General features: G+C 75.4%; 18 protein-coding genes. 13 read left to right on the top strand and 5 right to left on the bottom strand.

Annotation, left to right across the window (positions count from 1 at the left end; all coding sequences use genetic code 11):
* The first annotated feature begins 82 nt into the window (after positions 1-82).
* Complete coding sequence (locus Cpa01nite_RS10955) at positions 83-976, top strand: DUF72 domain-containing protein (RefSeq protein WP_203668797.1); 894 nt, start codon at positions 83-85, stop codon at positions 974-976.
* A gap of 191 nt (positions 977-1,167) precedes the next feature.
* Here Cpa01nite_RS10955 and Cpa01nite_RS10950 read toward each other — a convergent pair whose 3' ends face one another.
* Both Cpa01nite_RS10950 and Cpa01nite_RS10945 read right to left on the bottom strand, forming a co-directional pair.
* Positions 1,168-1,542 carry an RNA-binding S4 domain-containing protein gene (locus tag Cpa01nite_RS10950; RefSeq protein WP_203668833.1) on the bottom strand — a complete coding sequence of 125 codons (375 nt, stop codon included), beginning with the start codon at positions 1,540-1,542 and terminating at the stop codon, positions 1,168-1,170.
* A gap of 194 nt (positions 1,543-1,736) precedes the next feature.
* A complete protein-coding gene (locus Cpa01nite_RS10945) occupies positions 1,737-2,738 on the bottom strand; it encodes a ketopantoate reductase family protein (protein WP_203668796.1) in 1,002 nt (333 codons plus the stop codon).
* A gap of 92 nt (positions 2,739-2,830) precedes the next feature.
* Here Cpa01nite_RS10945 and Cpa01nite_RS10940 point away from each other — a divergent pair, with 92 nt between their 5' ends.
* Together Cpa01nite_RS10940 and Cpa01nite_RS10935 are read left to right on the top strand one after the other, a co-directional pair.
* Positions 2,831-4,054 (top strand): amidohydrolase, encoded by a 1,224-nt coding sequence (locus Cpa01nite_RS10940; protein ID WP_203668795.1) that lies wholly within the window; start codon positions 2,831-2,833, stop codon positions 4,052-4,054.
* 192 nt (positions 4,055-4,246) lie between these two features.
* Positions 4,247-5,536 carry a S1C family serine protease gene (locus Cpa01nite_RS10935; protein ID WP_203668794.1) on the top strand — a complete coding sequence of 430 codons (1,290 nt, stop codon included), beginning with the start codon at positions 4,247-4,249 and terminating at the stop codon, positions 5,534-5,536.
* 96 nt (positions 5,537-5,632) lie between these two features.
* Here the strand turns inward: Cpa01nite_RS10935 and Cpa01nite_RS10930 are convergent, their stop codons facing one another.
* The 3 genes from Cpa01nite_RS10930 to ppdK all read right to left on the bottom strand — a co-directional run bounded on the left by Cpa01nite_RS10930 (position 5,633) and on the right by ppdK (position 9,184).
* Positions 5,633-6,025: a PIN domain-containing protein gene (locus Cpa01nite_RS10930; protein WP_203668793.1), complete on the bottom strand. Its 393-nt coding sequence runs from the start codon at positions 6,023-6,025 to the stop codon at positions 5,633-5,635.
* Entirely contained in the window at positions 6,022-6,297 is a 276-nt protein-coding gene (locus tag Cpa01nite_RS10925) for a type II toxin-antitoxin system Phd/YefM family antitoxin (RefSeq protein ID WP_203668792.1), read from the bottom strand. Before Cpa01nite_RS10925 ends, Cpa01nite_RS10930 begins: the two co-directional genes overlap by 4 nt.
* Positions 6,298-6,472: 175 nt before the next feature.
* Entirely contained in the window at positions 6,473-9,184 is a 2,712-nt protein-coding gene (ppdK, locus tag Cpa01nite_RS10920) for a pyruvate, phosphate dikinase (RefSeq protein WP_203668791.1), read from the bottom strand.
* A gap of 206 nt (positions 9,185-9,390) precedes the next feature.
* On the opposite strand from ppdK, the gene Cpa01nite_RS10915 reads away from it, so the two are divergent.
* The 10 genes from Cpa01nite_RS10915 (at position 9,391) to Cpa01nite_RS10870 (ending at position 25,524) form a co-directional block, all read left to right on the top strand.
* The gene (locus tag Cpa01nite_RS10915) at positions 9,391-10,401 is read left to right on the top strand and encodes a PhoH family protein (RefSeq protein WP_203668832.1); all 1,011 of its coding nucleotides are present in this window, start codon (positions 9,391-9,393) and stop codon (positions 10,399-10,401) included.
* Complete coding sequence (ybeY, locus tag Cpa01nite_RS10910; protein ID WP_122149451.1) at positions 10,398-10,850, top strand: rRNA maturation RNase YbeY; 453 nt, start codon at positions 10,398-10,400, stop codon at positions 10,848-10,850. The genes Cpa01nite_RS10915 and ybeY overlap by 4 nt, the downstream gene beginning before the upstream one ends.
* Positions 10,847-12,157 carry a hemolysin family protein gene (locus tag Cpa01nite_RS10905; protein WP_203668790.1) on the top strand — a complete coding sequence of 437 codons (1,311 nt, stop codon included), beginning with the start codon at positions 10,847-10,849 and terminating at the stop codon, positions 12,155-12,157. Before ybeY ends, Cpa01nite_RS10905 begins: the two co-directional genes overlap by 4 nt.
* A 1-nt stretch (position 12,158) precedes the next feature.
* The gene (gene era / locus Cpa01nite_RS10900; protein WP_203668789.1) at positions 12,159-13,076 is read left to right on the top strand and encodes a GTPase Era; all 918 of its coding nucleotides are present in this window, start codon (positions 12,159-12,161) and stop codon (positions 13,074-13,076) included.
* Positions 13,077-13,144: 68 nt separating this feature from the next.
* Complete coding sequence (locus Cpa01nite_RS10895) at positions 13,145-14,641, top strand: alpha/beta hydrolase family protein (protein WP_308439369.1); 1,497 nt, start codon at positions 13,145-13,147, stop codon at positions 14,639-14,641.
* Positions 14,642-14,754: 113 nt separating this feature from the next.
* Complete coding sequence (locus Cpa01nite_RS10890) at positions 14,755-15,552, top strand: PP2C family protein-serine/threonine phosphatase (RefSeq protein ID WP_239068709.1); 798 nt, start codon at positions 14,755-14,757, stop codon at positions 15,550-15,552.
* Positions 15,549-17,054, top strand: a complete 1,506-nt coding sequence (locus Cpa01nite_RS10885; protein WP_203668787.1) for an FHA domain-containing protein — start codon at positions 15,549-15,551, stop codon at positions 17,052-17,054. The genes Cpa01nite_RS10890 and Cpa01nite_RS10885 overlap by 4 nt, the downstream gene beginning before the upstream one ends.
* Positions 17,051-18,640 carry a serine/threonine-protein kinase gene (locus tag Cpa01nite_RS10880; RefSeq protein WP_203668786.1) on the top strand — a complete coding sequence of 530 codons (1,590 nt, stop codon included), beginning with the start codon at positions 17,051-17,053 and terminating at the stop codon, positions 18,638-18,640. The genes Cpa01nite_RS10885 and Cpa01nite_RS10880 overlap by 4 nt, the downstream gene beginning before the upstream one ends.
* Entirely contained in the window at positions 18,637-24,495 is a 5,859-nt protein-coding gene (locus tag Cpa01nite_RS10875; RefSeq protein WP_203668785.1) for an Ig-like domain-containing protein, read from the top strand. The genes Cpa01nite_RS10880 and Cpa01nite_RS10875 overlap by 4 nt, the downstream gene beginning before the upstream one ends.
* Positions 24,496-24,570: 75 nt before the next feature.
* On the top strand, positions 24,571-25,524 hold the full coding sequence (locus tag Cpa01nite_RS10870; RefSeq protein WP_203668784.1) for an AAA family ATPase: 954 nt from the start codon (positions 24,571-24,573) through the stop codon (positions 25,522-25,524).
* The last annotated feature ends 12 nt before the right edge of the window (positions 25,525-25,536 follow it).

Below are 25,536 nucleotides of genomic sequence, written 5' to 3'. Positions count from 1 at the left end.
GGGGAAACGCGCGGCGACGCGCGCCGCGCGTCACCCGTCCGGAGCGGTTGCCGGGCCCGGGCGCCGTGCCTACGGTCCGGCCATGACCTCGACCGTCCGCATCGGCATCTCGGGCTGGCGGTACGCGCCCTGGCGCGGGGTGTTCTACCCGAAGGGGCTGGCGCAGCGCCGGGAGCTCGAGCACGCGTCCCGGCACCTGGGGACCATCGAGATCAACGGCTCGTTCTACGCGCTGCAGCGCCCCGGGTCGTACCAGGCGTGGCGCGCGGAGGTCCCGGAGGACTTCGTGTTCTCGGTCAAGGGCGGCCGGTTCGTCACCCACATGAAGAAGCTCGCCGACGTCGAGGTGCCGCTGGCGAACTTCTTCGCGTCCGGGGTGCTGGCGCTGGGCCCGGCGCTCGGCCCGGTGCTCTGGCAGCTGCCGCCGACGCTCGGCTACGACCCGGACCGGCTCGCCCGGTTCTTCGACCTGCTGCCGCGCACGACGGCCGCCGCCGCGGAGCTGGCCGCCCGGCACGACGAGCGGCTCGACGACCGCGCCTGGACCACGACGGACGAGGACCGCCCGCTGCGGCACGTGCTCGAGGTGCGGCACGCGACGTTCGAGACCCCCGAGTTCCCCGCGCTGCTGCGCGAGCACGGCATCGGGCTGGTGGTCGCCGACACCGCCGGGAAGTGGCCGTACCTGGAGGACGTCACGTCCGACGTGGTCTACGTGCGGCTGCACGGCGACTCCGAGCTCTACGTGTCCGGCTACGACGACCCGGCGCTCGACCGGTGGGCGGCGCGGGTGCGCGCGTGGGCGGCGGGCGGCGAGCCCGAGGACGCGCGCCGGCTCGGTCCCGCGGCGGCGCCGGCGCCGCAGGGGCGGGACGTGTTCGTGTACTTCGACAACGACGTGAAGGTGCGCGCGCCGGTCGACGCGATGGCCCTGGCGGCGCGGCTGGGCGTCGGCCCGCTGGTCGGCTCGGCCTGACCCGCGCGGGCCCCGGGCGGGCCGCCCCACTCGGCTCGGCCGCCCGGCTCGGCCAGGCTGGCTCTGCCCGAGCGGCTCGGCCCGGGGCCGAGTGTCCAGAAACTGCCGGACGAATCCGCCCAGATCGGGCGAGTTTCTGGACACTCGGCGCGAGGCGCGGGGCGCGGGGCGCGGGGCGCGGGTGCGGCGGGTCAGCGGCCGCGGAGCCGGTCGATCTCGCGGCGCTCGCGCTTCGTCGGCCGGCCCGCGCCGCGGTCCCGCTGCGCCGCCACCGCCACCTGCTCGGGCGGCGGGGGAGCCGGGGTGCGGTCGATGTAGCACCGGGCCGCGGGCTCGGCGCCGACGCGCCGCTCCAGGACGTGCGCGACCTCGACTATCCGCTCGGGCCCCTCGCCCCGGACCCGGACCTCGTCACCGACCTTCACCGACGTGGCCGGCTTGGCGCGCTCGCCGTTGACCCGTACGTGCCCGGCGCGGCACGCGGTCGCCGCCGCGGCGCGGGTCTTGGTCAGCCGGACCGCCCACACCCAGCGGTCGACGCGGGTCGACGGCGGGCCGGGGGGCAGCGGCTTGGCCGCGGCGGCGGGCGGAGGCGTGGCGGAGCCCGGCGCGGCACCGGGTCCGTCGTCGCCCGCCGCGCGTCCGGGCGCACCCGCCCCGACCGCACCCGGCCCGACCGCCTCCGGCCCGACCGCCTCCGGCCCGACCGCCCCCGGCCCGCCGGCCCCGCCGGGCGCCCCGCTCGCCACCACCGCTCCGCTCAGGCCGCGGCCCGCGCGGCGCCGAGGATCTCGGCCGCGTCGTGCCCGCCGGGCTGCTCGCCGGCGGCCGCGGCGGCCTCGGCCAGCCGGAGCAGGGCGGCGTTCAGGGGGGTCGCGACCCCGTGCAGCCGGCCGAGCAGCACGATCTCGCCGTTCAGGTACGCCGCCTCGATCGACCCCGCGCCGCGCACCAGGCTCTGCCACGACGACCCGCCGAGCCGCGTGACGCCCGGCAGCTCGACGAGCGTGAAGTCGCCCCGCGCCGCGGCCTCCTCCTCCGGGGAGGTCGGCTCGATGCCGGCGGCGGCGAGCACCTCGCGCGCCTCGGCCACCGTCGCGGACAGCAGCTCCTTCGCGGCGGGCTCGCGCACCGGGCCGCACAGGGCCTCGACGGCGTTGCCGAGGTTGCTCAGCAGCTTCGCGTACTTCCACGCCATGACGTCCCGCACGACGGGCGCGCGGAAGCCGACGGCCTCCAGGTCGGCGCTCACGGCGGCCAGGTCGGGGTCCGGCTCGCCGACGGGGTACGAGCCCATGGTCAGCACGCCCGTCACCGGGCTGCCGGCCGCCGACACCCGGCCGGGCTCGAGGAACGTCGCGGGCAGCCACACGCACATGCCGGCGACCCGGGCGAACCGGCGCAGCGCCGTGCGCTCGTTGTCCACCCCGTTCTGCGCGCAGACCAGCAGCAGGTCCTCGCCCGCGGTGCGCCCGCCGGCGACCGGGCGGCCCGCCCACTGCGCCGTCGTCGCCGCGGTGTCCTGGCCCTTGACCGCCAGCACCAGCACGTCGCCCGCCCGCAGGTCGACGTCCTCGGGGCCGGCCGCGGTCGCGGCGCGGACCACCCGCGCGCCGGCCGGGGTGGTGAGGTGCAGGCCGGCGTCCCGCATCGCGTCCAGGTGGGCGCCGCGGGCGACGAGCACGACCTTGCGCCCCGCCTCCGCCAGCAGCCCGCCGATGGTCCCGCCGACCGCGCCGGCGCCGATGATCACGTATCGCACCCGGCCACGGTGCCACACCGGGCCGCCGCGCGGCACCGCGACCTCGCCGGGCGCGGGTCGGGCGGGCCGGGGGCCGACGTACGGTGGAGGCCATGACCTCCTCCGTCGTCGCCGTCACCGGCGGCCATGTCGTCCCCGTCTCCTCCGACCCGATCGACGGCGGCACCGTCCTGATCCGCGACGGCCGCATCGAGGCCGTCGGCGTGGACGTCGCCGTCCCCGAGGGCGCGACCGTCGTCGACGCGACCGGCCGCTGGGTGCTGCCCGGCTTCGTCGAGGCGCACGGCCACATCGGCATCCACGAGGAGGGCGAGGGCGTCGCGGGTGACGACGTCAACGAGATGACGGGCCCCAACATGGCGGCGGTCCGGGCGATCGACGCGATCAACATCGACGACGAGGGCTTCCGCGACGCGCTGTCCGGCGGCGTCACCTCGGTCGTGGTGAAGCCCGGCTCGGGCAACCCGATCGGCGGCCAGTCGGTCGCGATCAAGTCCTGGGGCGGCCGCACGATCGACGAGCAGGTCATCCGCGCCGCGGTGAGCGTGAAGTCGGCGCTGGGCGAGAACCCGAAGCGCGTCTACGCCGGGAAGAACCAGACCCCGTCGACCCGGCTGGGCACGGCGCTGATCATCCGGCAGGCGTTCACCGAGGCGCAGCACTACCGGGCGGCGCGCGCCGCCGCCGAGGCCAAGGGCGAGCCGTTCAAGACCGACCTCGGCCTGGAAACGCTCGCCCGGGTGCTGGACGGCGAGCTCGCCTGGGACCAGCACGCGCACCGGCACGACGACCTGGTGACCGCGATCCGCCTGGCCGACGAGTTCGGCTACCGGCTGGTGCTCAACCACGGCACCGAGGGCCACAAGATCGCCGACGTCATCGCCGAGCGCGACATCCCGGTGATCTTCGGCCCGATGTTCACCTCGCGGTCGAAGGTCGAGCTGCGGGACCGGGCGATCGCCAACCTGGCGGCGCTCGCGAAGGCGGGTGTCCGGGTCGCGATCACCACCGACCACCCCGTCGTGCCGATCAACTTCCTCGTGCACCAGGCGACGCTGGCGGTGAAGGACGGCCTGCCCCGGCAGACGGCGCTCGAGGCCCTCACAGTCAACCCGGCGTCGTTCCTCGGCCTGGACGACCGGGTCGGCGCGCTGGAGCCGGGCCGCGACGGCGACGTCGTCGTCTGGTCCGGCGACCCGCTCGACGTGCACGCCCGCGCCGAGCACGTGCTCATCGAGGGCCGCACCGTCTACACCTGGGACCGGGCGACGGCCACGGCCCGCGTGGTCGAGCGCGCGGAGCGCTTCACCGCCTGACGCGCCCGGCCCGCCGAGGTCGGCACCCCGTGGTCGAGGTCGGCACCCCGGTGCCGACCTCGACCTGCACCTGCCGGCCTCGGCGGGCCGCGGCTCATCGCCGGCGCACAGGGAGGGTCCAGCGGACGTCCGGGTGCGGGGCGTTGTCTTCCTCCCGTCGGCGCCACCGCGGCGCCCCGCAGGAGGTGTCCCATGGACCAGCACGACCCCGCGTCGACCGCGCAGCCCGAGCGCGCGGATGCCGTCCCCACCGCCGACGCCGCGCCGGCGCCGCGGCGCTCCCGCCGGCGCCGCACCGCGATCGGACTGCTCACGTCGGGGGCCGTCGCCGCGGGCCTGGTGCTCGGCGGCTCGGCGGTCGCGACCGGGTGGCCCGACGACGCCGCCGGCACCGGCCTGACCGCGACGGCCGGGCGGGACGGATCGGGCGGCTGGAGCGGCACCGCGTGGGGCCACGGCGACGGCGACGGCTCCGGCGCCCCGTCGACCGGCCTGCTCCCGGGTGCCGGCTCCTCGACCGGCACCGGCACGGCCACCCTCGACGCCACGACGGCCACCGACGCGCAGCAGCAGGGCGTCGTCCTGGTCGACACCGTGCTCGGGTACCAGTCCGCGGAGGCGGCGGGCAGCGGCGTCGTGCTGACGTCGGACGGCCTGGTCGTGACCAACAACCACGTCGTCGAGGGCGCGACGGAGATCACCGTCACCATCGGCACGACCGGTCGGACCTACGTCGCCGAGGTCGTCGGCACCGACGCGACCGCGGACGTCGCGGTGCTGCAGCTGCAGGGCGCGTCCGGGCTGGCGACGGCCGCGCTGGACGACGACGGCGACCTCGCGGTCGGCGACGGCGTCACGGCGGTCGGCAACGCGGAGGGCGGCGGCGTGCTGCTGGCGGCCGGCGGCACGGTCACCGCGCTCGACCAGGACATCACCACCCAGGCCGAGGGCGCGTCGGCCGGCGAGTCGCTGACCGGGCTGATCCAGGTGGACGCCGACGTGGTGTCCGGCGACTCGGGGGGAGCGCTCCTGGACGACGAGGGCGAGGTGGTCGGCATCACGACCGCCGCGTCGTCGGGCTCGACCGACATCACGGGCTTCGCGATCCCGGTCGGCGACGCGCTCGACGTGGTGACCCGGATCGTGGCCGGCCAGGACACGGACACGATCACGCTCGGCTACCCGGCGTTCCTGGGCGTGCAGCTGGGGACGGTCCCCGGCGTCGGCGGCGCCGCGGGCGCGACCGGCAGCAGCGGCGCGACGATCGCCGGCGTGATCGAGGGGACCCCGGCCGCCGAGGCCGGCCTGGCGGCGGGCGACACGGTCACCGCGGTCGACAGCACCGCGGTGGCGGACGCGGACGCGCTGAGCGCGGCGCTCGCGGACCACGCCCCCGGCGACCAGGTGACGCTGACCTGGACGACGGCCGACGGCACGGCGCGGACCGCGACGGTCATCCTGATCGCGGGCCCGGCGGACTGACCGGGCCACGCCGAGGTCGTCGGTCCCGTCCCCCGGAGGGCTGCGCAACCGACGACCTCGGGCGCGACCGACGACCTCGTGCCGTCCGCGCTGCGGTCAGGACGGGCGCGGCGAGGGGGCGAGCACGCGGACGAGGTGGTCGAACGGCCGGAAGTCCGCGAGGTTCGCCGTCATCACCGCAGCGCCGTGCCGATGCGCCTGTGCCGCGATCAGCGCGTCCTTCCCGCGCACCTTCGCGCCGGTCGCGCGCGCGCCCGAGGCGACGATCCCGTACGACCTGCTCGACGCGACGTCGAACTCGAGCCAGTCGAACCGGTCGTCCAGGTCGTTGAGCCAGCGAAGGCGGTGCGCGGCGGCCTGCGGATCCCGGGCCGCGAGGACGCCGAACTCCAGCTCCGCGCGGGACAGGATGCTGGCGGCGTAGCGCTCCGCGCTGTCCAACGCGTACCGGTGCAGATCCACCAGCACGTCGGTGTCGAGCAGGATCACGCGCGGTCCTCCCAGGGGTCACGCGGCTCGGCGTCGTCGCGGTGTGCGGCGATCAGCTCGCGCAGCTCGACCGCGTCCTCGGCGTCGAGCGGACGCAGGTCGGCGAGCGCGTGCGCCGGCACCCAGCGTGCACGCTGCGGTCGGTCCGCCACGAGACGGACGCCCGTCGGTCGGCCGTGGGTCGTGATCTCGATCTCCTCGTCGGACGACAGCACGCGTTGGATCACCGCCTGCGGGTTCTGCTTGAGCTCTCGGGTGCCGACGGTCTCCATGCGTCGATCGTAGCGAGATGTAGACGTCCGTCTACATCTCGTGACCGCCGGGACCAGGCGCCTCCCGCTGCTGCGCGGGTCGGAGGCACCCGGCCCCGGCGGGGCCCACGGACCGGGCGCCGCGCCGCCGTCTCCCCGGTGTCCCAACCGGGTCGGCGGCGTCGCGCGCGCCCCCTCACCGGGCGTCGGAGTCGGCACCCTGGATCGCGGCCCTGCCGGCCTCGAGCCGCGCGACCGGAACCCGGAACGGCGAGCAGGACACGTAGTCCAGGCCCACCGCGTCGAAGAACCGGATCGACTCCGGGTCACCGCCGTGCTCGCCGCACACCCCCACGGAGAGGTCCGGCCGGGTCGCCCGGCCCTCCTCCACGGCGATGCGGACGAGCCGTCCGACCCCCTTCGTGTCGATGGTCTCGAACGGGGACACCGTCAGCACCCCGTTCGCCAGGTACTCCGGGAAGAACGCGCCCTCGACGTCGTCCCGGGAGAAGCCCCACGTGGTCTGCGTGAGGTCGTTGGTGCCGAACGAGAAGAACTGGGCGATCTCGGCGATCCGGTCCGCGGTCAGCGCGGCGCGGGGCAGCTCGATCATCACGCCGACCGGCAGGTCGAGCTCGACGCCGCGTCCGGCGCCGACCTCCGCCATGATCCGCAGCGCGTCGTCCCGCACGAGGTGCAGCTCCATCACGGACCCGACGAGCGGCACCATGATCTCGGCGTGCGGGTGCCCGCCCGCCGCGATCCGGTCGGCCGCCGCCTCGCAGACCGCCCGGATCTGCAGCGCGAACAGCCCCGGCACGACCAGGCCGAGCCGGACGCCCCGCAGCCCGAGCATGGGGTTCGCCTCGTGCATCCGGCGCACGGCCGCCAGCAGCTTCACGTCGTGCGGGTCCGGCTCGCCGCGCTCGGCCGCGACCGCGACCTTGACGGCCAGCTCGGTGAGGTCGGGCAGGAACTCGTGCAGCGGCGGGTCGATCAGCCGGATCGTCGTCGGCAGCCCGTCCATCTCGGTCAGCAGGGCCGCGAAGTCCTCGCGCTGCAGCGGGAGCAGGGCGTCGAGCGCGGCCTGCCGCTCGGCGTCGTCGTCGGCCAGCACGACCCGCTCGACCAGCACCCGGCGCTCGCCGAGGAACATGTGCTCGGTCCGGCACAGCCCGATGCCCTGCGCGCCGAGCGACCGGGCGCGCCGGGCGTCCTCGGCGGTGTCGGCGTTCGCGTGCACGCGCAGCCGCCGCGTCTCGTCCGCGTGGGTCAGCACGCGGTGCACCGACCGCACGAGCTCGGCCGTCTCCTGGTCCGGCCCGGCCTGCGCCAGCGCGGCGTCCAGCCCCTCGGCGAGGTAGGTGCTGACGGGCGACGCCACGACGGGCACGGCGCCGAGGTAGACCTCCCCGGTGGAGCCGTCGATCGCGATCACGTCGCCCTCGGCGACCTCGTGGCCGCCGACCTTCATGGACCGCGCGCCGAGGTCGATGTCGAGCTCGTCGGCGCCGACCACGCAGGTCAGGCCCATGCCGCGCGCGACCACGGCCGCGTGCGACGTCTTGCCGCCGCGGGCGGTGAGCACGCCGACCGACGCGATCATGCCGCCGAGGTCGTCCGGGTTGGTCTCCCGCCGGACCAGCACCACGTCCTCGCCGCCGGCCGCGCGCGCCTCGGCCGTGGCGGAGTCGAACACCGCCGCGCCCACGGCGGCACCGGGGGAGGCGGCCATGCCGCGGGTCAGCAGGGTGCGCTCGGCCCCGGCGTCGAACCGCGGGAACATCAGCTGGGACAGCTGCGCCCCACTGACCCGGGCCAGCGCCTCGTCCATCGTGATGAGGTGCTCGTCGACCAGCTGGGTCGCGATCCGGAACGCGGCGGGCGCGGTGCGCTTGCCGACCCGGGTCTGCAGCATCCAGAGCTTCCCGCGCTCGACGGTGAACTCGACGTCGCACAGGTCGCGGTAGTGGGTCTCGAGCCGGCGCATCGCCTGGCGCAGCTCGCCGTACGCCTGCGGGGACACCTGCTCCATCTCGGCGAGGCTCAGCGTGTTCCGGATGCCGGCGACGACGTCCTCGCCCTGCGCGTTCGCCAGGTAGTCCCCGTAGTCGCCGGAGTGCCCGGTCGCGGGGTCGCGGGTGAAGGCCACGCCGGTGCCGGAGGTCGGCCCGAGGTTGCCGAACACCATGCTTACGACGTTGACCGCCGTGCCGAGGTCGTCCGGGATGCGCTCGCGGCGCCGGTACAGCCGCGCGCGGTCGGTGTTCCAGGACCGCAGCACGGCGACGATCGCCAGGTCCAGCTGCTCGCGCGGGTGCTGGGGGAACTCGCGCCCCGACTCCGCGCGCACGATCTCCTTGTACGCCTCGACCAGCCGCCGCAGGTCCGCCGCGTCGAGGTCGACGTCCTGCGCGACGCCCTTGGCGGCCTTGGCCTCGTCCAGCGTGTCGGCGAACCGGTCGCCGTCGATGTCGAGGACGGTCCGGCCGAACATCTGGATCAGCCGCCGGTACGAGTCCCACGCGAACCGCTCGTCGCCCGCGAGCTCCGCCAGCCCGATCACGGACGCGTCGTTGAGCCCGACGTTGAGCACGGTCTCCATCATCCCGGGCATGGAGAACTTGGCGCCGGAGCGCACCGAGACGAGCAGCGGCTCGTGGAAGTCGCCGAGCCCCCGGCCCAGCGCGTCCTCGAGCCGGCGGACGGCCATGGTGACCTGCACGCGCAGCTCGGGCGGCAGGTGGCCCGTGCGCATGTACGCGCGGCAGGCGTCGGTGGTGATGGTGAAGCCGGGCGGCACCGGCAGTCCGAGGCGGGTCATCTCGGCGAGGTTCGCGCCCTTGCCGCCGAGCAGGTCCTTCTGGTCCTTGCCACCCTCGGAGAAGTCCTGGACATAGCTGGCCACGTGCACCTCCGGGTACGACCGCGGGGGCGTCGTCGCACCCGCCCTCCCTACTCTGCTCCCCGGCCTCGCGGTTGGACAGGGCCGTCCGCCCCTGGCGCCACCCCGCCGCGACCGGGAGAATCCGGGGGCGGTCCGTCGGTGGTGGTCGGTAGGATGGGTGTCCTCATCCCGCCTCGATGAAGGAGCGCACGGCGCACGCCGAGCACATGGCCGAGACCACACCCGATCGCCAGCGGCGATCGCTCCCCGGGACCGCCCGGGTCGAGCACCGGATCACGATCCCGTCCAGCGTGTCCATGGTCGAGCTCCTGGGGATGGACGACCAGGTGCTGCGCGCCGTGGAGGAGGGGTTCCGCACCGTCGACGTGCACGTGCGCGGCAACGAGATCACCCTCGGCGGCCCCGCCGGGGACGTCGCCCTCGTCGCGCGCCTGGTCGACGAGCTCGTCGAGACCGCCGTCGCGGGCACGCCGCTGACGCCGGACGTCGTCACGCGCTCCGTCGCCATGCTCACCGCCGGCACCGCGACGCGTCCGGCGGACGTGCTGACGTTCAACATCCTGTCCACCCGCGGCCGGACCATCCGCGCCAAGACGGCGGGGCAGAAGGAGTACGTCGACGCGATCGACCGGAACACGATCACGTTCGGCATCGGCCCCGCGGGCACCGGCAAGACCTACCTCGCCATGGCCAAGGCCGTGCAGGCGCTGCAGGCCCGCCAGGTGAACCGCATCGTGCTGACCCGCCCGGCCGTCGAGGCGGGGGAGCGGCTCGGGTTCCTGCCCGGCTCGCTCAGCGACAAGATCGACCCCTACCTGCGGCCGCTGTACGACGCGCTGCACGACATGGTCGACCCGGAGTCGATCCCGCGGCTGATGGAGGCGGGCACGATCGAGGTCGCGCCGCTCGCCTACATGCGCGGGCGCACGCTCAACGACTCTTTCATCATCCTCGACGAGGCGCAGAACACCTCCGCCGAGCAGATGAAGATGTTCCTCACCCGCCTGGGCTTCGGCTCCAAGGTGGTCGTGACCGGCGACGTCACCCAGGTCGACCTGCCGTCCGGCACGACCTCGGGCCTCCGGGTGGTCGAGTCGATCCTCGACGACGTGGACGACGTCGCGTTCTGCCGGATGTCCTCCTCGGACGTCGTCCGCCACCGCCTGGTCAGCGACATCATCGACGCCTACGCACGCTGGGACAGCACGAAGAGATGAGTATCGAGGTCAACAACGAGTCCGGCCACGAGGTCGACGAGGCGGAGTTCGCCGCGCTCGCCCGCTTCGTGCTGGACCAGATGCACGTGCACCCGCAGACCGACCTGTCGATCCTGTTCGTCGACACCGAGGTCATGACGGACCTGCACGTGAAGTGGATGGACGAGCCGGGCCCGACCGACGTGCTGTCCTTCCCGATGGACGAGCTGCGCCCCGGCCGCGCCGACGAGCCGACCCCCGCCGGGCTGCTCGGCGACGTCGTGCTGTGCCCGGAGGTCGCCGTCGAGCAGGCGCGCACCGCCGGCCACTCCACGGCCGAGGAGCTGCTGCTGCTCACCACGCACGGGATCCTGCACCTGCTGGGCTACGACCACGCGGAGCCGGAGGAGGAGAAGGAGATGTTCGGCCTGCAGCGCCAGCTGCTGCTGACCTTCCTCGCCGGCCGATGACCGCCGGCGTCCCGCTCGGGCTGCTCGCGGCCCTGACGGTCCTCGCCCTGCTCGCGGCCGCCGTGCTGTCCGCGGGCGAGGCGGCGGTGCTCCGGGTGTCCCGCGGCGTCGTCGCCGACCTGCTCGCCTCCCGGCACCCCGCCGCGGAGCGCGTGCGGCGGCTCACCGAGCAGCGCGCGACCGTCGCCGGTTCGGCGGGCGTCGTGCGGCTGCTGTGCGAGATGGTGGCCGCGGTCTGCCTCACGCTGGCGATCGCCGCGTCGTCGCTGCCCTGGCTCGCCGAGCTCGTCGTCGCCGTGCTCGCCTGCGCGTTCCTCACGGTCGTGCTCGCGCGGCTCAGCCCGCGCTCGCTGGGCCACCGGTACTCGCGCCAGGTGCTGACCGCGACGTCGCGGCTGCTGCTCGCGGTGCGTGCCGTGGCCGGCCCGCTGGTCCGGGTCGCCCCGGCCGCCGGCTCGGACCTGGACGAGGACGAGCTGCGCGAGATGGTCGAGCGCGTCGGCCAGTCCCCGTCGGCCGACCTGGACGAGCGGGCGATGGTCCGCTCGGTCCTCGGCCTCGGCGACACCCTCACCCGCGAGGTGATGGTCCCGCGCACGGACATGGTGACCACCGGTGAGGCCACCCCGCTGCGCAAGGTGCTGTCCCTGCTGCTGCGGTCCGGCTACTCCCGGGTGCCGGTGGTCGGCGAGGGCGTGGACGACCTCCGGGGCGTGCTGTACCTCAAGGACCTCGTGCGCCGGATGCAGGACGACCCGGAGGCCGCGACGGCGCCGGCCGGGTCGCTGGTGCGGCCCGCGGTGTTCGTGCCCGAGTCGAAGCCGGTCGACGAGCTGCTGCGCGAGCTGCAGGCCGGTGCCAGCCACATCGCGATGGTCGTCGACGAGTACGGCGGGATCGCCGGCCTCGTGACGATCGAGGACGCCCTGGAGGAGATCGTCGGCGAGCTGACCGACGAGCACGACCCGCACGCCCCGCAGGTCGAGGACCTCGGCGGCGGCACGTTCCTCGTCCCGGCCCGGCTCGGCAAGGACGAGCTCGGCGAGCTCGTCGGGCTCGAGGTCGAGGACGACGACGTCGACACCGCCGGCGGCCTGCTGGCCAAGGCGCTCGGCAAGGTGCCGATCCCCGGCTCCGCGGGCGAGATCCACGGGCTGCGCCTGGTCGCGCAGGGCACGGAGGGCCGGCGCAAGCGGGTCGCCCGGGTCCTGGTGTCCCGCGCCCCGGAGCCCGACGAGCGCGCCCCCGAGACCCCCGCCGAGGGCCAGCGGTCCGCCGCGCCCGCCACGACCACCGACGGATCCTGACATGACGGAGAACCCCGTGACCCACCGCTCCGGCTTCGCCTGCCTCGTCGGCCGGCCCAACGCCGGCAAGTCGACGCTCACCAACGCCCTGGTCGGCCAGAAGGTGGCGATCACCTCCGGACGGCCGCAGACCACGCGGCACACCGTCCGCGGCATCGTGCACCGTCCCGACGCCCAGCTCGTGCTGGTCGACACCCCCGGCCTGCACCGGCCGCGCACGCTGCTCGGCGAGCGCCTGAACGACCTCGTGCGGGACACGCTGACCGAGGTCGACGTCGTCGGGTTCTGCCTGCCCGCGGACCAGAAGGTCGGCCCGGGCGACCGGTTCATCGCCGAGCAGCTCGCCCAGCTCGGCCGGCGCACGCCGGTCGTGGCGATCGCCACCAAGGCCGACCTGGTCGGCAAGCAGCGGCTCGCCGAGCACCTGCTCGCGGTCTCCGAGCTCGGCGACTGGGCGGACATCGTGCCGGTGTCGGCGGAGTCGGGCTACCAGGTCGACGTCGTCGAGCAGGTGCTCGTCTCCCACCTGCCGGAGGGCCCGGCGCTGTACCCCGAGGGCGAGCTGACCGACGAGCCCGAGGCCGTCATGGTCGCCGAGCTGGTCCGCGAGGCCGCGCTCGAGGGCGTGCGCGACGAGCTGCCGCACTCGCTGGCCGTCGTCGTCGACGAGATCGTGCCGCGCGAGACCGCGAAGGACGAGACCCCGATGCTCGACGTCCGGGTGCACCTGTTCGTCGAGCGGGACAGCCAGAAGGCGATCGTCATCGGCCGCGGCGGCTCCCGGCTGCGCGACGTCGGCACCCGCGCCCGCCGCGGGATCGAGGCGCTCCTGGGCTCCCGGGTGTACCTCGACCTGCACGTGAAGGTCGCCAAGGACTGGCAGCGCGACCCCAAGCAGCTCGGGCGGCTGGGCTTCTGAGCACCCCGGCCACGCAGCGGGACCAGGAGGTCCCTGTGCGCGCGGACCCCGACGGGGATAATCGCGACGTGCGCTACCGGACCGCAGCGGGGACCGTCGTGGGCGCGGTGGTGCTCGCCGTGCTCGGCGCGCTCATGGGGCCTCAGTGGTCGCCGGTGCCGCTCACCGACCCGCTCACCGTCCAGACGTCGGCGACCGCGATCACCGGCGCCGTCGAGGCCGGCCCCTACCCGGTGCGGGCCTCGGTGCTCACGGTCGCGCTCGACGGTGCCGACGTGGACGCGCAGCTGCTCATGCCCGTCGGCGTCGAGGGCGACGTGCCCGCGGTGGTGTTCGTGCACGGCGCCGGTACCGGGAAGTTCACCGACGCCTTCCTCGACCAGGCCCGCTCGCTCGCCGAGCACGGCGTCGCGACGCTGGTGCCGGACAAGCGCCTCGACACCTACACGCTCCGGCACCGCGACTACGTCGAGATGGCCGGCGACTACCTGCGGTCCGTCGACCGGCTCCGCCGGGTGGACGGCGTCGACCCGGCCCGCGTGGGGGTGTACGCCGAGAGCGAGGGCGCCTGGATCGCGCCGGTGATGGCGGCCGACGAGCCGGGCATCGCGTTCGTGGTGCTGGCGTCCGCCCCGGTCGTGCCGCCGCGCCAGCAGGCCGCGTTCGCCGTCGACTCCTACCTGCGCAACACCGGCGTCCCGCAGCAGGTGTTCCGGGCGATCCCGCGGGCGGTCGGCATGTCGCTGCCCGGCGGCGGCCTCGACTACGCCGACTTCGACGTCGCGCCGTACCAGCGCCGGATGACCCAGCCGGTGCTCGTCGTGTACGGGACGGCCGACGCGTCGATGCCGGTGGTGCAGGGTGCGGAGCAGATCATCCGCGACCTGGCGATCGCCGGGAACACGCAGTACACGGTGCGGTACTACCGGGGGGCGGACCACGGGATCCGGGTCGACGAGATCGTGGCGCCCGCTTTCCTCGACGACCTGTCGGGCTGGGTGCTGGGGCTGCCCGCGACCGGGGCGGCGTACCCGCGGATCGCGGGCGACCAGCCCTCCCAGCTCTACTGGGCGGGCCCGGTGCCGCAGCCGCGCTGGCTCGGCGACGGGGACGTGCTGCTGGTCCTGGTCGCGGGCGCGGTCGGCCTGCTCGTGCTGCTGCCGGCCGGGCGGCTGGCAGTGGTCGGCGTGCAGCACCTGCGCGGGCGCGAGCCGGGGCCCGGGCGGGACCGGACGCTGACCCGCCGCCTCGCGCTGCTGTCCGGGGCGTCCGTCGCGACCGTCGTGGCGCTGGTCTGGTACCTCGTCGAGGTCGCCCGGCTCGCGGTCGGGTACGAGCGCAACGGCTGGATCGTGCAGGGCGGGTGGATCGCGGTGCGGGTGCTCGGCCTCGTCGCCGTGTACGCGGCGGCGGCCGTCGTCGTGCGGCTGCGGCGGCTCCGCCGGGCCGGCGAGCCGATGGCGCACGGGGTGCTCGGGCACGTCGTGCTGTGGGGCACGTGCGCCGCCAGCGCCGCGCTGCTCGTCGTCCTCGCCTACTGGGGTGTGTACCAGCTGGGCATCTGAGGGTGTGGACGATGCGGTACGTGGTGCCGCGACCAGGCACCATGGTGCCGGCAGGGGCGACGAGGGGAGCACGGGTGCGGACGACGTGGGGTTCGGCGACGGACCGGGGGCGCGTGCGCGCGCTCAACGAGGACGCGCTGCTGGCGCACCCGCCGGTGTTCCTCGTCGCCGACGGCATGGGCGGGCACGAGGCGGGCGACGTGGCGAGCCGCCTAGCGGTCGAGGAGTTCGCCGCGCTCGCGGGGCGGGCGACCGTCGACCCGTCCGACCTGCACGCGTGCTTCCGCAGCGCCGCGCGCCGGATCCGTGGCGCGTTCGAGCGCCGCGAGGGCGGCACGACCGTGACCGGCGTCGCCCTCTCCGAGCACGACGGGGCCGCGCACTGGCTGGTGTTCAACGTCGGCGACTCGCGGGTCTACCGCTGGGCGGACGGCGAGCTCGCCCAGCTCACCGTCGACCACTCGGTCGTGCAGGAGCTCGTCGACTCCGGCGCGCTGAGCCGGGACGCCGCCGAGCAGCACCCCGAGCGGCACGTGCTCACGCGCGCGCTGGGCACCGGCGCCGACCCGGACCCCGACTACTGGACGCTGCCGGCGCGCCCGGGGGACCGGCTGCTGGTGTGCTCCGACGGCGTGACCGGCGAGCTCACGCCCGCCGACCTGGCCGACGTCCTGCACCGGGTCGAGGGCGCCGGGGCCGCGGCCGCGGAGCTGGTCCGGCGCGCCGTCGAGGCCGGCGGGCGGGACAACGCCACCGCGGTCGTCGTCGACGCCGCGGGTGATGAGCCCGACACGACGGATTCACCCGGATGGCTCGCGTTCGGCACCGCTCCTGCCGATAGGACATGGGACGAGAGCGTCGACGGGGCGACCATCCCGCGACCGCGCAACCACCAGGAGGACCGTCGGTGATCGTGCCCGAGTACACCCCCGGCGAGTGGTACGCCGTCGTGGCCGGCGGCGTCGTGCTGCTGCTCGCCCCCAGCACCCCGCCCGAGGTCGTGCGCGACGTGTGGACCTCCGCGCCCGAGCGCGGCGAGGGGCTCGGCGCGCAGCTCGACGCCCTGGTCCGGCACGGCATCGGCGGCCTGCACCCGTTCGCGGCCGTCGACCTGGCCGGCGGCCAGGTGCACACCGCGCTGCGCGGCGACGTGGAGGTCGAGGTCGTGCGCGGCACGCGCGCCGAGGTGCTGTCCGCGCCGCAGGTCGTGTCCTGGTCCGAGCGGTCCGTCGGCGCGGCCGAGGAGGTCACCGTCCGGGTGTCCGGCTCCGGCCGCGGGCCCGCCCTGCCCATCGTCAGCGGCGTCGTGCGCGCGTCCCGCGTGCGGGTCCGGCTGACCGGCGCGGACGCGGCGCGCGAGCCCGCCGCGGCGGCGCCGTCCGAGCCCGTCGTGCGGTCCGCGGAGCCGACGCCGGTGGCCGTGGCGCCCGGGCGCGCGGCGGCGGAGTCGCCGGTCGCCGCCGTCGTCGCCGAGGCCGCGCCCGAGCCGGTCGCCGTGCCGGAGCCGGCCGAGGCCGCGTCGACCGCGGTCGCCGCCGGCTCGGCGGACCAGCCGTCGGGCACCGAGGTCGTCGAGGGCGCCCCGGCGCCGGGCGAGGTCGTCGAGGGCGAGCTCGTCGAGGCGGAGGTCGTCGAGGCGGAGGTCGTGGAGGCCGAGGTCGTCGAGGAGGACGCGCCCGCCGACGCGCCGTCGGACGCCCCCGCGGAGGTCGAGGAGCACGACGCCGGCGCGCCCGCTCCGGAGCGCGCGCCGGCCCCGGCTGCCGCCCCGACCCCCGCGCCCGCGCCCGCCGCCCCCTCGGCTGCCGGCGCGCCCGTCATCCCGGCCCCGTCGCAGCCGTACGTCCCGCCGGCCCCGGCCGCCCCGGTGCTGCCGGGCCCGGCGTCCGCCGACGACCACGACGGCCTCACGATCCTCAGCGGCGAGCTGGCCTCGATTCGGCAGCACCTGCCGTCCTGGGCGGTGTCCCAGACGGGTGAGTGGCCGTCCGGCCCGGTCGTCCCGACGCCGGCCCCCGCGCCGGGCGTCTCGGGCGCCGTCCCCGTCACGGCGGCCTCCACGGGCGCGCTGCCGGTCCCGCGGCTCGCCCTGTCCACGGGCGCGCTCGTGCCGGTCGACGGCGTCGTGCTGATCGGCCGCGCGCCGCAGGCCGACCGCGCGCCCGACGGGGCCCAGGCGCGCCTGGTCACCGTGCCCAGCCCGGAGCAGGACATCTCGCGCACCCACGCCGAGGTCCGCCTCGAGGCCGGCCGCGTCCTGGTCACCGACCTGTACTCGACGAACGGCATCACCGTCGCCGCCGGGGCCCTGCCGCCGCGGCGCGTCACCGCGGGCGAGCCGGTCGCCGTCGGGGAGGGGGACGTCGTCGACCTGGGCGACGGCGTGACGTTCACCGTGGAGCCGGGTGCGTGAACCGACGTCGTGAGGCCTCGCAGCCGCCCCACCTGCCCGGATACGCGGTGCAGCGGCTGCTGGGGTCGGGGGGCTCCGCCGACGTGTTCCTGTACGAGCAGGACCTGCCGCGGCGGCCGGTGGCCGTCAAGGTCCTGCTCGGCAGCGTGGACGCCGCCGCGCGCGAGGCCTTCGAGCGCGAGGCGGACCTGACCGCCCGGCTCTCGCACCACCCGTCGATCGTGACGGTGCACCAGGCGGGCGTGGCCGGCGACGGCCGGCCGTACCTGGTGATGGAGTACTGCGCGCGCCCCGGCCTGGGGCAGCGGTACCGCTCGGAGCGGTTCGCGGTCGCGGAGGTGCTGGAGCTCGGCGTCCGCCTGGCGTCCGCGGTCGAGACGGCGCACCGCGCCGGGATCCTGCACCGGGACATCAAGCCCGGCAACGTGCTGACCAACGACTTCGGCCGCCCCGTGCTGACCGACTTCGGCATCGCGTCCACGGTGGACGCGGGCGGCCCGGCCGTCGGCATGTCGATCCCGTGGGCGGCGCCCGAGCTGCTCGCGGCGGCCCCGCACGGCGACGCGCGCTCCGACGTGTACTCGCTGGCCGCGACGCTGTTCTCCGCGCTGGCCGGGCGCTCGCCGTTCGAGCGCCCGGGCGGCGGCAACGAGGCGGCGGACCTGGTCGGCCGGATCGAGCGCGGCGCCCCGGTGCCGTTCGCGCGCGACGACGTGCCGGACCGCCTGCGCACCGTGCTGGCCCGCGCGATGGCCCGCGAGCCGCAGCAGCGGCACGCCCGCGCGTTCGACCTGGCGCAGGACCTGCGCGCCGTGCAGGCGGACCTCGGGCTGCCCGTCACGGCGCTGGACGTCGACGACCACGCCGGGCCGGCCGGCGCCGCCGGTGCGCCGTCCGCCGGCGCGCCCGCGGACGCCACCCGCGCCCGTCCGGTCGTCGAGATCGCCCCGCAGGGCGGCGGGCCGGACCTCGCCCGCCCGCCGGTAGCGGCCGCCGCGCCGGCCGCGGCGCCGCAGCCCGTCGGCCCGCCGCTCGACCTGGGCTCGGGCCCCGAGGCGACCCGGCTGCGCCCGGTCGTCGCCGTGCGACCCGACGCCGCGCCGGCGCCCGCGCCCGGCCCCGAGCTCGTGCCCGCCCCCGTCGAGGTGCACCCCGGCGGGCCGTCCCGGTCCCGCACGGGCCGGGTGCTCGCGGCGGTCGGCTCCGTCGTCGCGATCGCCGCGGCCGTCGTGGCGCTGGTCCTGCTGACGAACCGCCCCGACGCGACGCCCGGCCCCGACGCCGGGACCGAGTTCCCCGGGCCGGCCAGCACGCTGTCGCAGACCGTGCCCGCGCCGACCAACCTGTTCGGCTCGCGCGAGGCGGACGGGACGGTCGTGTTCACCTGGACGAACCCGGACGAGCAGGAGGGCGACACCTACCTGTGGGGCCTGCGCACCGCGACGGGTGAGCCGCAGCTGCAGATCGTGGAGGAGCAGACCGTGACGGTGACACCGGAGGCCGCCGGCGAGGTGTGCATCGAGGTGTCCGTCGTCCGCGCAGACCGGCGCGCGTCGACCGTGCCGGCCGAGGGGTGCGTCCCGTGAGGGCCGGCTGGAACCGCCGGCGCGTCGCGTCCACCGCCGCGGTCGTCACCGTCCCCGCGGTCGTCGCCGCGCTCGCGCTGGTCAACCCGGGCTTCCCGCTCGCGCAGGTCGACCTCAACGACGGCGCGGTGTGGCTGACGTCGACCAGCACGCTGCAGGTCGGCCGGTACAACGCGCAGGTCGAGGAGCTCAACGCCGGCCTGGTCGCGAGCAGCACCGAGTTCGACGTGCTGCAGGACGCGGGCGACGTGCTGGTCGTCGAGGCCGGCACCGTGACGGTCGTCGACCCCGCCGGCGTCACCGCCGCGGCGCAGGTCGCCGTCCCCGCGGGCGCCCAGGTCTCGATGGCCGGCGGCACGGTCGCGGTCATGGACACCGACGGGCAGGCCTGGGTCCGGACGTTCGAGGACCTGCCGCTGCTCCAGGTGACGGCCGACGAGCCGGACGCCGACGTCGGCGCCGACGGCCTCGTCACCGCGTCGGTGACCGGTGACGCGTTCGCCGTGTCGGGCACGACCGGCGAGGTCACCCGGCTCATCCCGGTCGCCGGCGGCCCCGCGACCGCGCAGGAGGCGCCGGCCCTCGACGGGCCGGTCGACGCGCTCACCGCGGTCGGCGACGTCCCGGTCGGCCTGGACGGCGACACCGTGCGGACGCCCGGCGGGTCGAGCGCGCTCGGGATGGCGCAGCCGGTGCTCCAGCAGCCGGGCCCGGCCGCGAGCACCGCCCTGGTCTCGGGCAGCACGGGCCTCGTGGAGGTCGCCGTGGCGTCCGGCGAGGTCGCCGCGGAGCACGAGGCGGGCGGCGCGGGCGCGCCGGCGGCCCCGGTCCGGGTCGGGACCTGCGCGCACGCCGCGTGGCCGACCACCGCCCAGAACTACCTCGAGCTGTGCGAGGGCGCCGAGGCGCGCGTGCTCGACCTGGACGGCGTCACGAACGCCGACCGCCTCGTCTTCCGGGTGAACCGCCAGGTGGTCGCGCTCAACGAGACCGTCGACGGCCGGCTGTGGCTCCCGCTGGAGGACACCGAGGTCCGCGAGCCCGACTGGTCGGACGTCGTGCCGGAGGAGCAGCCGGACGACCAGACCGACCAGGCCGAGGGCGACCGGACCACCCAGCAGCTCGTGCCGGAGTGCTCGCCGACGAGCGCCGCGCCGACCGCCGTCGACGACGCCTTCGGCGTGCGGGCGGGCCGGACGACCCTGCTGCCCGTGATCGACAACGACACCTCCTCGGACTGCGGGATCCTCGTGATCAGCGAGGTCGACCCGCTGCCGGCCGAGTTCGGCTCGCTGCAGCAGGTCTACGGGGGGCGGGCGCTGCAGCTCGCCGTGCCCGCGGGCGCGTCCGGCACCGTCACGTTCGCCTACTCGATCAGCGACGGCCGGGGCACCACCGCGCCGTCCACCGCGCAGGTCACGCTGACCGTGCGCGACCCCGGCCTGGACGAGCCCCCGGCGCAGGACCGCACGGGCGAGATCCGGGTCGAGCAGAACGCCACCGCGACCTACCCGGTGCTCGCCGACTTCTCCGACCCGGACGGCGACCCGCTGACGCTGGTCGGCGCCACGGCCGAGAAGGGCAGCGCCCGGTTCCGGCAGGACGGCACCCTCACCTACGTCGCCGACGGCGGCGAGCTCGGCCGCGACGTGGTGCACGTGGTCGTGTCCGACGGCGTGTCCACCGCCGAGGGCACGGTCGACGTGGACGTGCGGGCCATCGGCTCGCTGCCGCTGCAGATCGACCCGGTGCACGCCGTCACCTACGTCGACCAGGACGTGGTGCTGCGCCCGCTCGACGCCGTGCGGACCTTCGGCGCGGAGCAGCCCCGGCTCGCCGGCGTCGAGGAGCTGCAGGGCACGACGATCGTCCCCGACCTGGACGCCGGGACGTTCACGTTCCGCGCCCCGCAGGCGGGCACGTTCTACGTGACGTTCACGGTGACCGCGCCGCCGCAGCAGGCGACCGGCGTGGCCCGCATCGACGTGCGCGAGCGCCCCGAGCAGGCCGAGCCGCCGGTCGCCGTCCAGGACCAGGCGTGGCTGCCGTCCGGCGGCGAGACCACGATCGACCCGCTGGCCAACGACTCCGACCCCGCCGGCGGCGTGCTGGTGCTGCAGAGCGTCGACGCGCCCGACGGCCTGCGGGTCGCGGTGCGCCAGCGCTCGCTCGTCACGATCTCGGCCGTCGGCGCGCTCACCGAGCCGGTGACGCTGCAGTACGTGGTGTCGAACGGCACGGCGAGCGCGACCGGGCAGATCATCGTCACGCCCGTGCCCGCCTCGGCGACGTCGCAGCCGCCCGTGGTCCCGAACGCGACCGCCGACGTGCGGACCGGCGGCGTCGTCACGATCCCCGTGCTGGAAGGGGCGTACGACCCGGACGGCGACGAGCTGACGCTGAAGACCCAGCTCGCCGAGCCGCTGGGCGACGGCGAGGGCCTGCTGTTCGTGTCGGGCGAGAACCTCCGGTACCAGGCGCCGAGCGCGCCGATGACGGTGCACGCGACGTTCGTCGTGCAGGACGCCACCGGCAACGAGACCGCGGCGACCGTCACGGTCCGGGTGCACGAGTCCGACGCGGAGACCAAGGCCCCGCCGAAGCCGCGCGCGCTGACCGCGCGGGTGTTCGCGGGGGAGACCGTGCGCATCCCCGTGCCGCTGGCCGGCATCGACGCGGACGGCGACGGCATCACGCTGCTCGGCGTCGCGTCCGCCGGCACCAAGGGCCGGGTCACGTCCGTCGGCGCCGACTACCTCGAGTACGAGGCGCTGCCGGACGAGGCGGGCACCGACACGTTCACCTACGCGGTCGAGGACTGGACCGGTCAGCGCGCCGTCGCCACCGTCCGCGTCGGCATCGCGGCGCGCCCCGGGGACAGCAACCGCGTCGTCGCGCGCGACGACACGATCACCGTGCGCCCCGGCCAGACCGTCGAGGTCCGCGTGCTGGAGAACGACACGGACGTGCTCGGCGGGGAGCTCGCGCTCCGCGAGGACCTCGAGGCCGACGTGGGCGTCACCGCGTCGGTCTCCGGCAGCCGGGTGGTCGTCCGCGGCGACGCGGCGGGCATCTTCAACATCGGGTACACCGCGGTCAACGAGCGCGGGGCCACCGGCGGCGCCGTGCTGTCCGTGACCGTCGACCCGGACGCGCCGGTGCTCCCGCCGGTCCCGCGCGACGTCGTCGTGCCGCCCGTCGACACCGTCGGGCGCACCAGCGTCGACGTCGACGTCCTCGCCGTCGCGCAGAACCCGAGCGGACCGGTCGGCGACCTGGAGGTCTCGGTGCCGAGCAGCGCGGCCGACGTCGCCACGGTCCGCGCGGACGGCACCATCACCGTGACGCTCGCGGAGACCGCGCAGACGATCCCGTACCTGCTGACCAACACGACCGCGGAGGGCGTGCGCGCGTACGCGTTCATCTCCGTCCCGGCGCTCGGGTTCTTCCCGCCGACCGCCCGGCCGCGCGCGCCCGAGCTGCGGGTCGCGTCCGGCGAGACGCTGACCATCCCGCTCGACGAGCAGGTGCAGGTCGCGCCCGGCCGCACGGCGCAGGTCGCCGACGCCGCCGGCGTGACCGCGACCCGGTCCGACGGCTCGTCGCTGGTCGCCGACTCCACCACCGTGCAGTTCCGGCCCGCCGAGGGCTACGTCGGGCCGGCGTCGATCACCGTGCCGGTGACGGACCGGACCAGCGCGGGGGACACCTCGGCGCGCACGTCGGTCATCACGCTGCCGATCACCGTCTACACGCTGGACGACTACCCGCCGACGTTCGTGCCGTCGACCCTCGAGGTCGGGCCGGGCGAGGCGCCGGTGTCCGTCGACCTGCTGGCCTTCACCCAGGGCGTCGAGGGCCCGACGGGCACGGAGACGTTCACGTTCCGCCAGGTCGGCGACGTGCCCGCCGGGTTCACCGCGTCGCTGCAGGGCACCCGGCTGTCGGTCGCCTCCGACGTCGGCACCCCGAAGGGCACGCGCGGGACGCTGCAGTTCGAGCTCGGCTACGGCCGGGCCGGGAAGATGACCGTCCAGGTCGACGTCCGCACCGTCGCGAGCACGCGCCGGATCGCGGTCGTCCCCGACCGGACGATCAACGACGCCGTCCAGGGCCAGGAGCGCGTCGTCGACGTGCTGGCCGGCGCGTCCAACCCGTTCCCGGACCAGCCGCTGCGCGTCGTCGGCGTCACCGTCGAGACGCCCGGCGCCGGCACCGCGTCCGTGTCCGGGTCCGACGTCGTCGTGCGGCCCGCGGCCGAGCTCGTCGGGCAGATGGTCGTGCGGGTGCGCGTCCGGGACGCCACCGACGACAGCGCCCGCGAGGTGTCCGCCGGGATCACGCTGCGCGTGCGCGGCAAGCCCGTGGCGCCGACCGCGCCGCGCGTGGGCGAGGTGCGCGACGCGACGGTCGTGCTGTCCTGGACCGCGCCGGACGGACGCGGCGAGCCGATCACCGGCTACCGCGTCGTCGCGAGCCCCGGCGGCCGCGAGTACGCCTGCGCCAGCACCACGTGCACCATCGACGGGCTGACGAACAACACCGAGTACACGTTCACCGTCGCGGCGCAGAACGCCGTCGGCTGGTCGGACCCGAGCCCCGCCTCCGCGCAGGCCCGGCCGGACGCGGTGCCGTCGGCGCCGGGCGCGCCGCGCTGGACCTCGTTCGGCGACGGCGAGCTCACCGCCTCCTGGGACGTGCCCGCGACGACCGGCTCGCCGGTGACGTCGTACACGCTCATGCTGTCGCCGGCCCCGCCGGGCGGCGCGAGCGTCACCACGTCCGGGACGTCGTACACGTTCCGCGGGCTGACGAACGGCACCGCCTACACGCTGCAGGTCCGCGCGCACAACCGTGCGCCCGAGCCCAGCCCGTGGAGCGCGGCGTCCGTCGGGGAGGTCCCTGCGGCGGAACCTGGTGCTCCGTCTGTAAGTGCCGGACGAGTTGGGAGCCCGCTTGGCGGGCAGATCAACGTGGCATGGACTCCAGGAGCGACGAACGGCGACGCGATCGGGGGTTACGAGCTGACCATCACTGGAGGCGGGATCAGCCGCACGCTCACCTACGGCGCTGACGTTACGTCGTACCCGATGACGGACGCGGCGAACGGCGTTGAGTATCGATTCGAGGTCAGAGCGCGGAACAAGGCTGGGTATGGCGAGCCAGGAGCCGCCAATGCTAAGGCCTATGGAAGGCCGACTTCCGGTTCTGCTCAGGTCTCGGCTTCTCTTTCGGATGCGCGATGGGGTAACGGCTGGGCGCGGATCGTTTGGGGTGAAGCGGACGGTAATGGTCAAACGATCGACGCTTACGAGGTCCTTCGTGATGGCGCTGTCATCGCTCGAACCGATCGCTGGGACCGCGATTTCGAGATCACCGGTTTGACTGGCGGTACATCGTTCAACCTGCAGGTTCGTGCGGTACATGACGGCGGGCAGAGCGATGCGGTCGGCAACGTCGTGACCGTTGCTACACGCCCCAGCGACCCTGGCACACCCGGAATCTCTCGAACGCCAGAGAACCCCGATGAACGGCCGTCGTCGCTCCGTGTGTCTTGGCAGCCGAGCTCTTCCGGCGAGGCTGGGAAGCAGGTCACATATCGCTATCGTGTAATCGACTTCCCCGGCCAAGACGCGCGGTGGCAGACCACGACGGGCACCACGTTGGATCTCGTCGTCCCGGGCGACGCTTCCAACGGCTTCCGGTTCAGGGTCGAGGTCGAGGCGTTCACCGATGAGCGGTATCCAACAGGTACTGCGCGCGAACAGTTCACGGTCAGTTGGACGGAGCAACCGCCCGCTCCCGATCCTGGGACCGGTCCCCAGGACCCTGGAACCGGCACTCCCTCCGGATGACGCCTTGCCTGCCGATCGGGTGATCGGGCCCCGCACGACACGACCACGCACCGCACCGACAGGAGACCCCCACCGATGACCCCCGAGCAGTCCGCCTGGTTCGCCGAGACGTTCAACGGCCTCGTGGCCAACGTGTCCCGCGCGGTGCTGGGCGCCGACCGCCCGGTGCGGCTCGTGCTGACCGCGATGGTCGCCGAGGGCCACGTGCTCCTGGAGGACGCCCCTGGCACCGGCAAGACCTCCCTGGCCAAGGCGATCTCCGCGTCCGTGCAGGGCACCCACCAGCGCATCCAGTTCACGCCGGACCTGCTGCCCAGCGACGTCACGGGCGTGACGATCTGGGACCAGGGCGCGCGCACCTTCCAGTTCCACCCGGGCCCGGTGTTCACCTCGGTGCTGCTGGCGGACGAGATCAACCGCGCCTCGCCGAAGACGCAGTCGGCGCTGCTCGAGGTCATGGAGGAGGGGCACGTCACGGTCGACCGCGACACCCACCCGGTCGGCCGCCCGTTCGTCGTGATCGCGACCCAGAACCCGATCGAGCAGGCGGGCACGTACCGGCTGCCGGAGGCGCAGCTCGACCGGTTCCTGGTCCGCACGTCGCTGGGCTACCCGGACCGCACCGCCACGGTGGAGATCCTGTCCGGCGCCCGGGACCGCACCAGGGAGCTCGACGCGGTCGTCACGACCGCCGGCGTGGTCGAGATGTCCGAGCTGGCGCAGACGGTGCACGTCGACGGCTCGGTGCTGGACTACGTCGCCCGGCTGGTCGAGGGCACCCGCGAGGACCCGCAGACCGCGCTCGGCGCGAGCGTCCGCGGCGGCCTGGCGCTGGTGCGCTGCGCGCGGGTGCAGGCCGCCGCCGCCGGCCGCGCGTACGTGATCCCCGACGACGTGAAGGACCTCGCGGTGCCCGTGCTGGCGCACCGCCTGGTGCTCGACCCCGAGGCCGACTTCCTCGGCGCCACGACGGTCCAGGTGGTCGAGCGCGTGCTGTCCGCGACCCCGCCGCCGGTGGCGCGCGCGTGAGGACGGTCGGCG

Origin of the sequence: Cellulomonas pakistanensis, from assembly GCF_016862755.1 — a bacterium.
GTDB lineage: Bacteria > Actinomycetota > Actinomycetes > Actinomycetales > Cellulomonadaceae > Cellulomonas > Cellulomonas pakistanensis.
This window is presented reverse-complemented; position numbering and strand designations above follow the sequence as displayed.

Bases quoted from the DNA above. Each gene is read 5' to 3' on its own strand.
- Cpa01nite_RS10955 (WP_203668797.1), top strand. From the start codon at position 83: ATGACCTCGACCGTCCGCATCGGCATCTCGGGCTGGCGGTACGCGCCC.
- Cpa01nite_RS10940 (WP_203668795.1), top strand. From the start codon at position 2,831: ATGACCTCCTCCGTCGTCGCCGTCACCGGCGGCCATGTCGTCCCCGTC.
- Cpa01nite_RS10935 (WP_203668794.1), top strand. From the start codon at position 4,247: ATGGACCAGCACGACCCCGCGTCGACCGCGCAGCCCGAGCGCGCGGAT.
- Cpa01nite_RS10925 (WP_203668792.1), bottom strand. From the start codon at position 6,297: ATGGAGACCGTCGGCACCCGAGAGCTCAAGCAGAACCCGCAGGCGGTG.
- Cpa01nite_RS10915 (WP_203668832.1), top strand. From the start codon at position 9,391: ATGGCCGAGACCACACCCGATCGCCAGCGGCGATCGCTCCCCGGGACC.
- ybeY (WP_122149451.1), top strand. From the start codon at position 10,398: ATGAGTATCGAGGTCAACAACGAGTCCGGCCACGAGGTCGACGAGGCG.
- Cpa01nite_RS10905 (WP_203668790.1), top strand. From the start codon at position 10,847: ATGACCGCCGGCGTCCCGCTCGGGCTGCTCGCGGCCCTGACGGTCCTC.
- era (WP_203668789.1), top strand. From the start codon at position 12,159: ATGACGGAGAACCCCGTGACCCACCGCTCCGGCTTCGCCTGCCTCGTC.
- Cpa01nite_RS10870 (WP_203668784.1), top strand. From the start codon at position 24,571: ATGACCCCCGAGCAGTCCGCCTGGTTCGCCGAGACGTTCAACGGCCTC.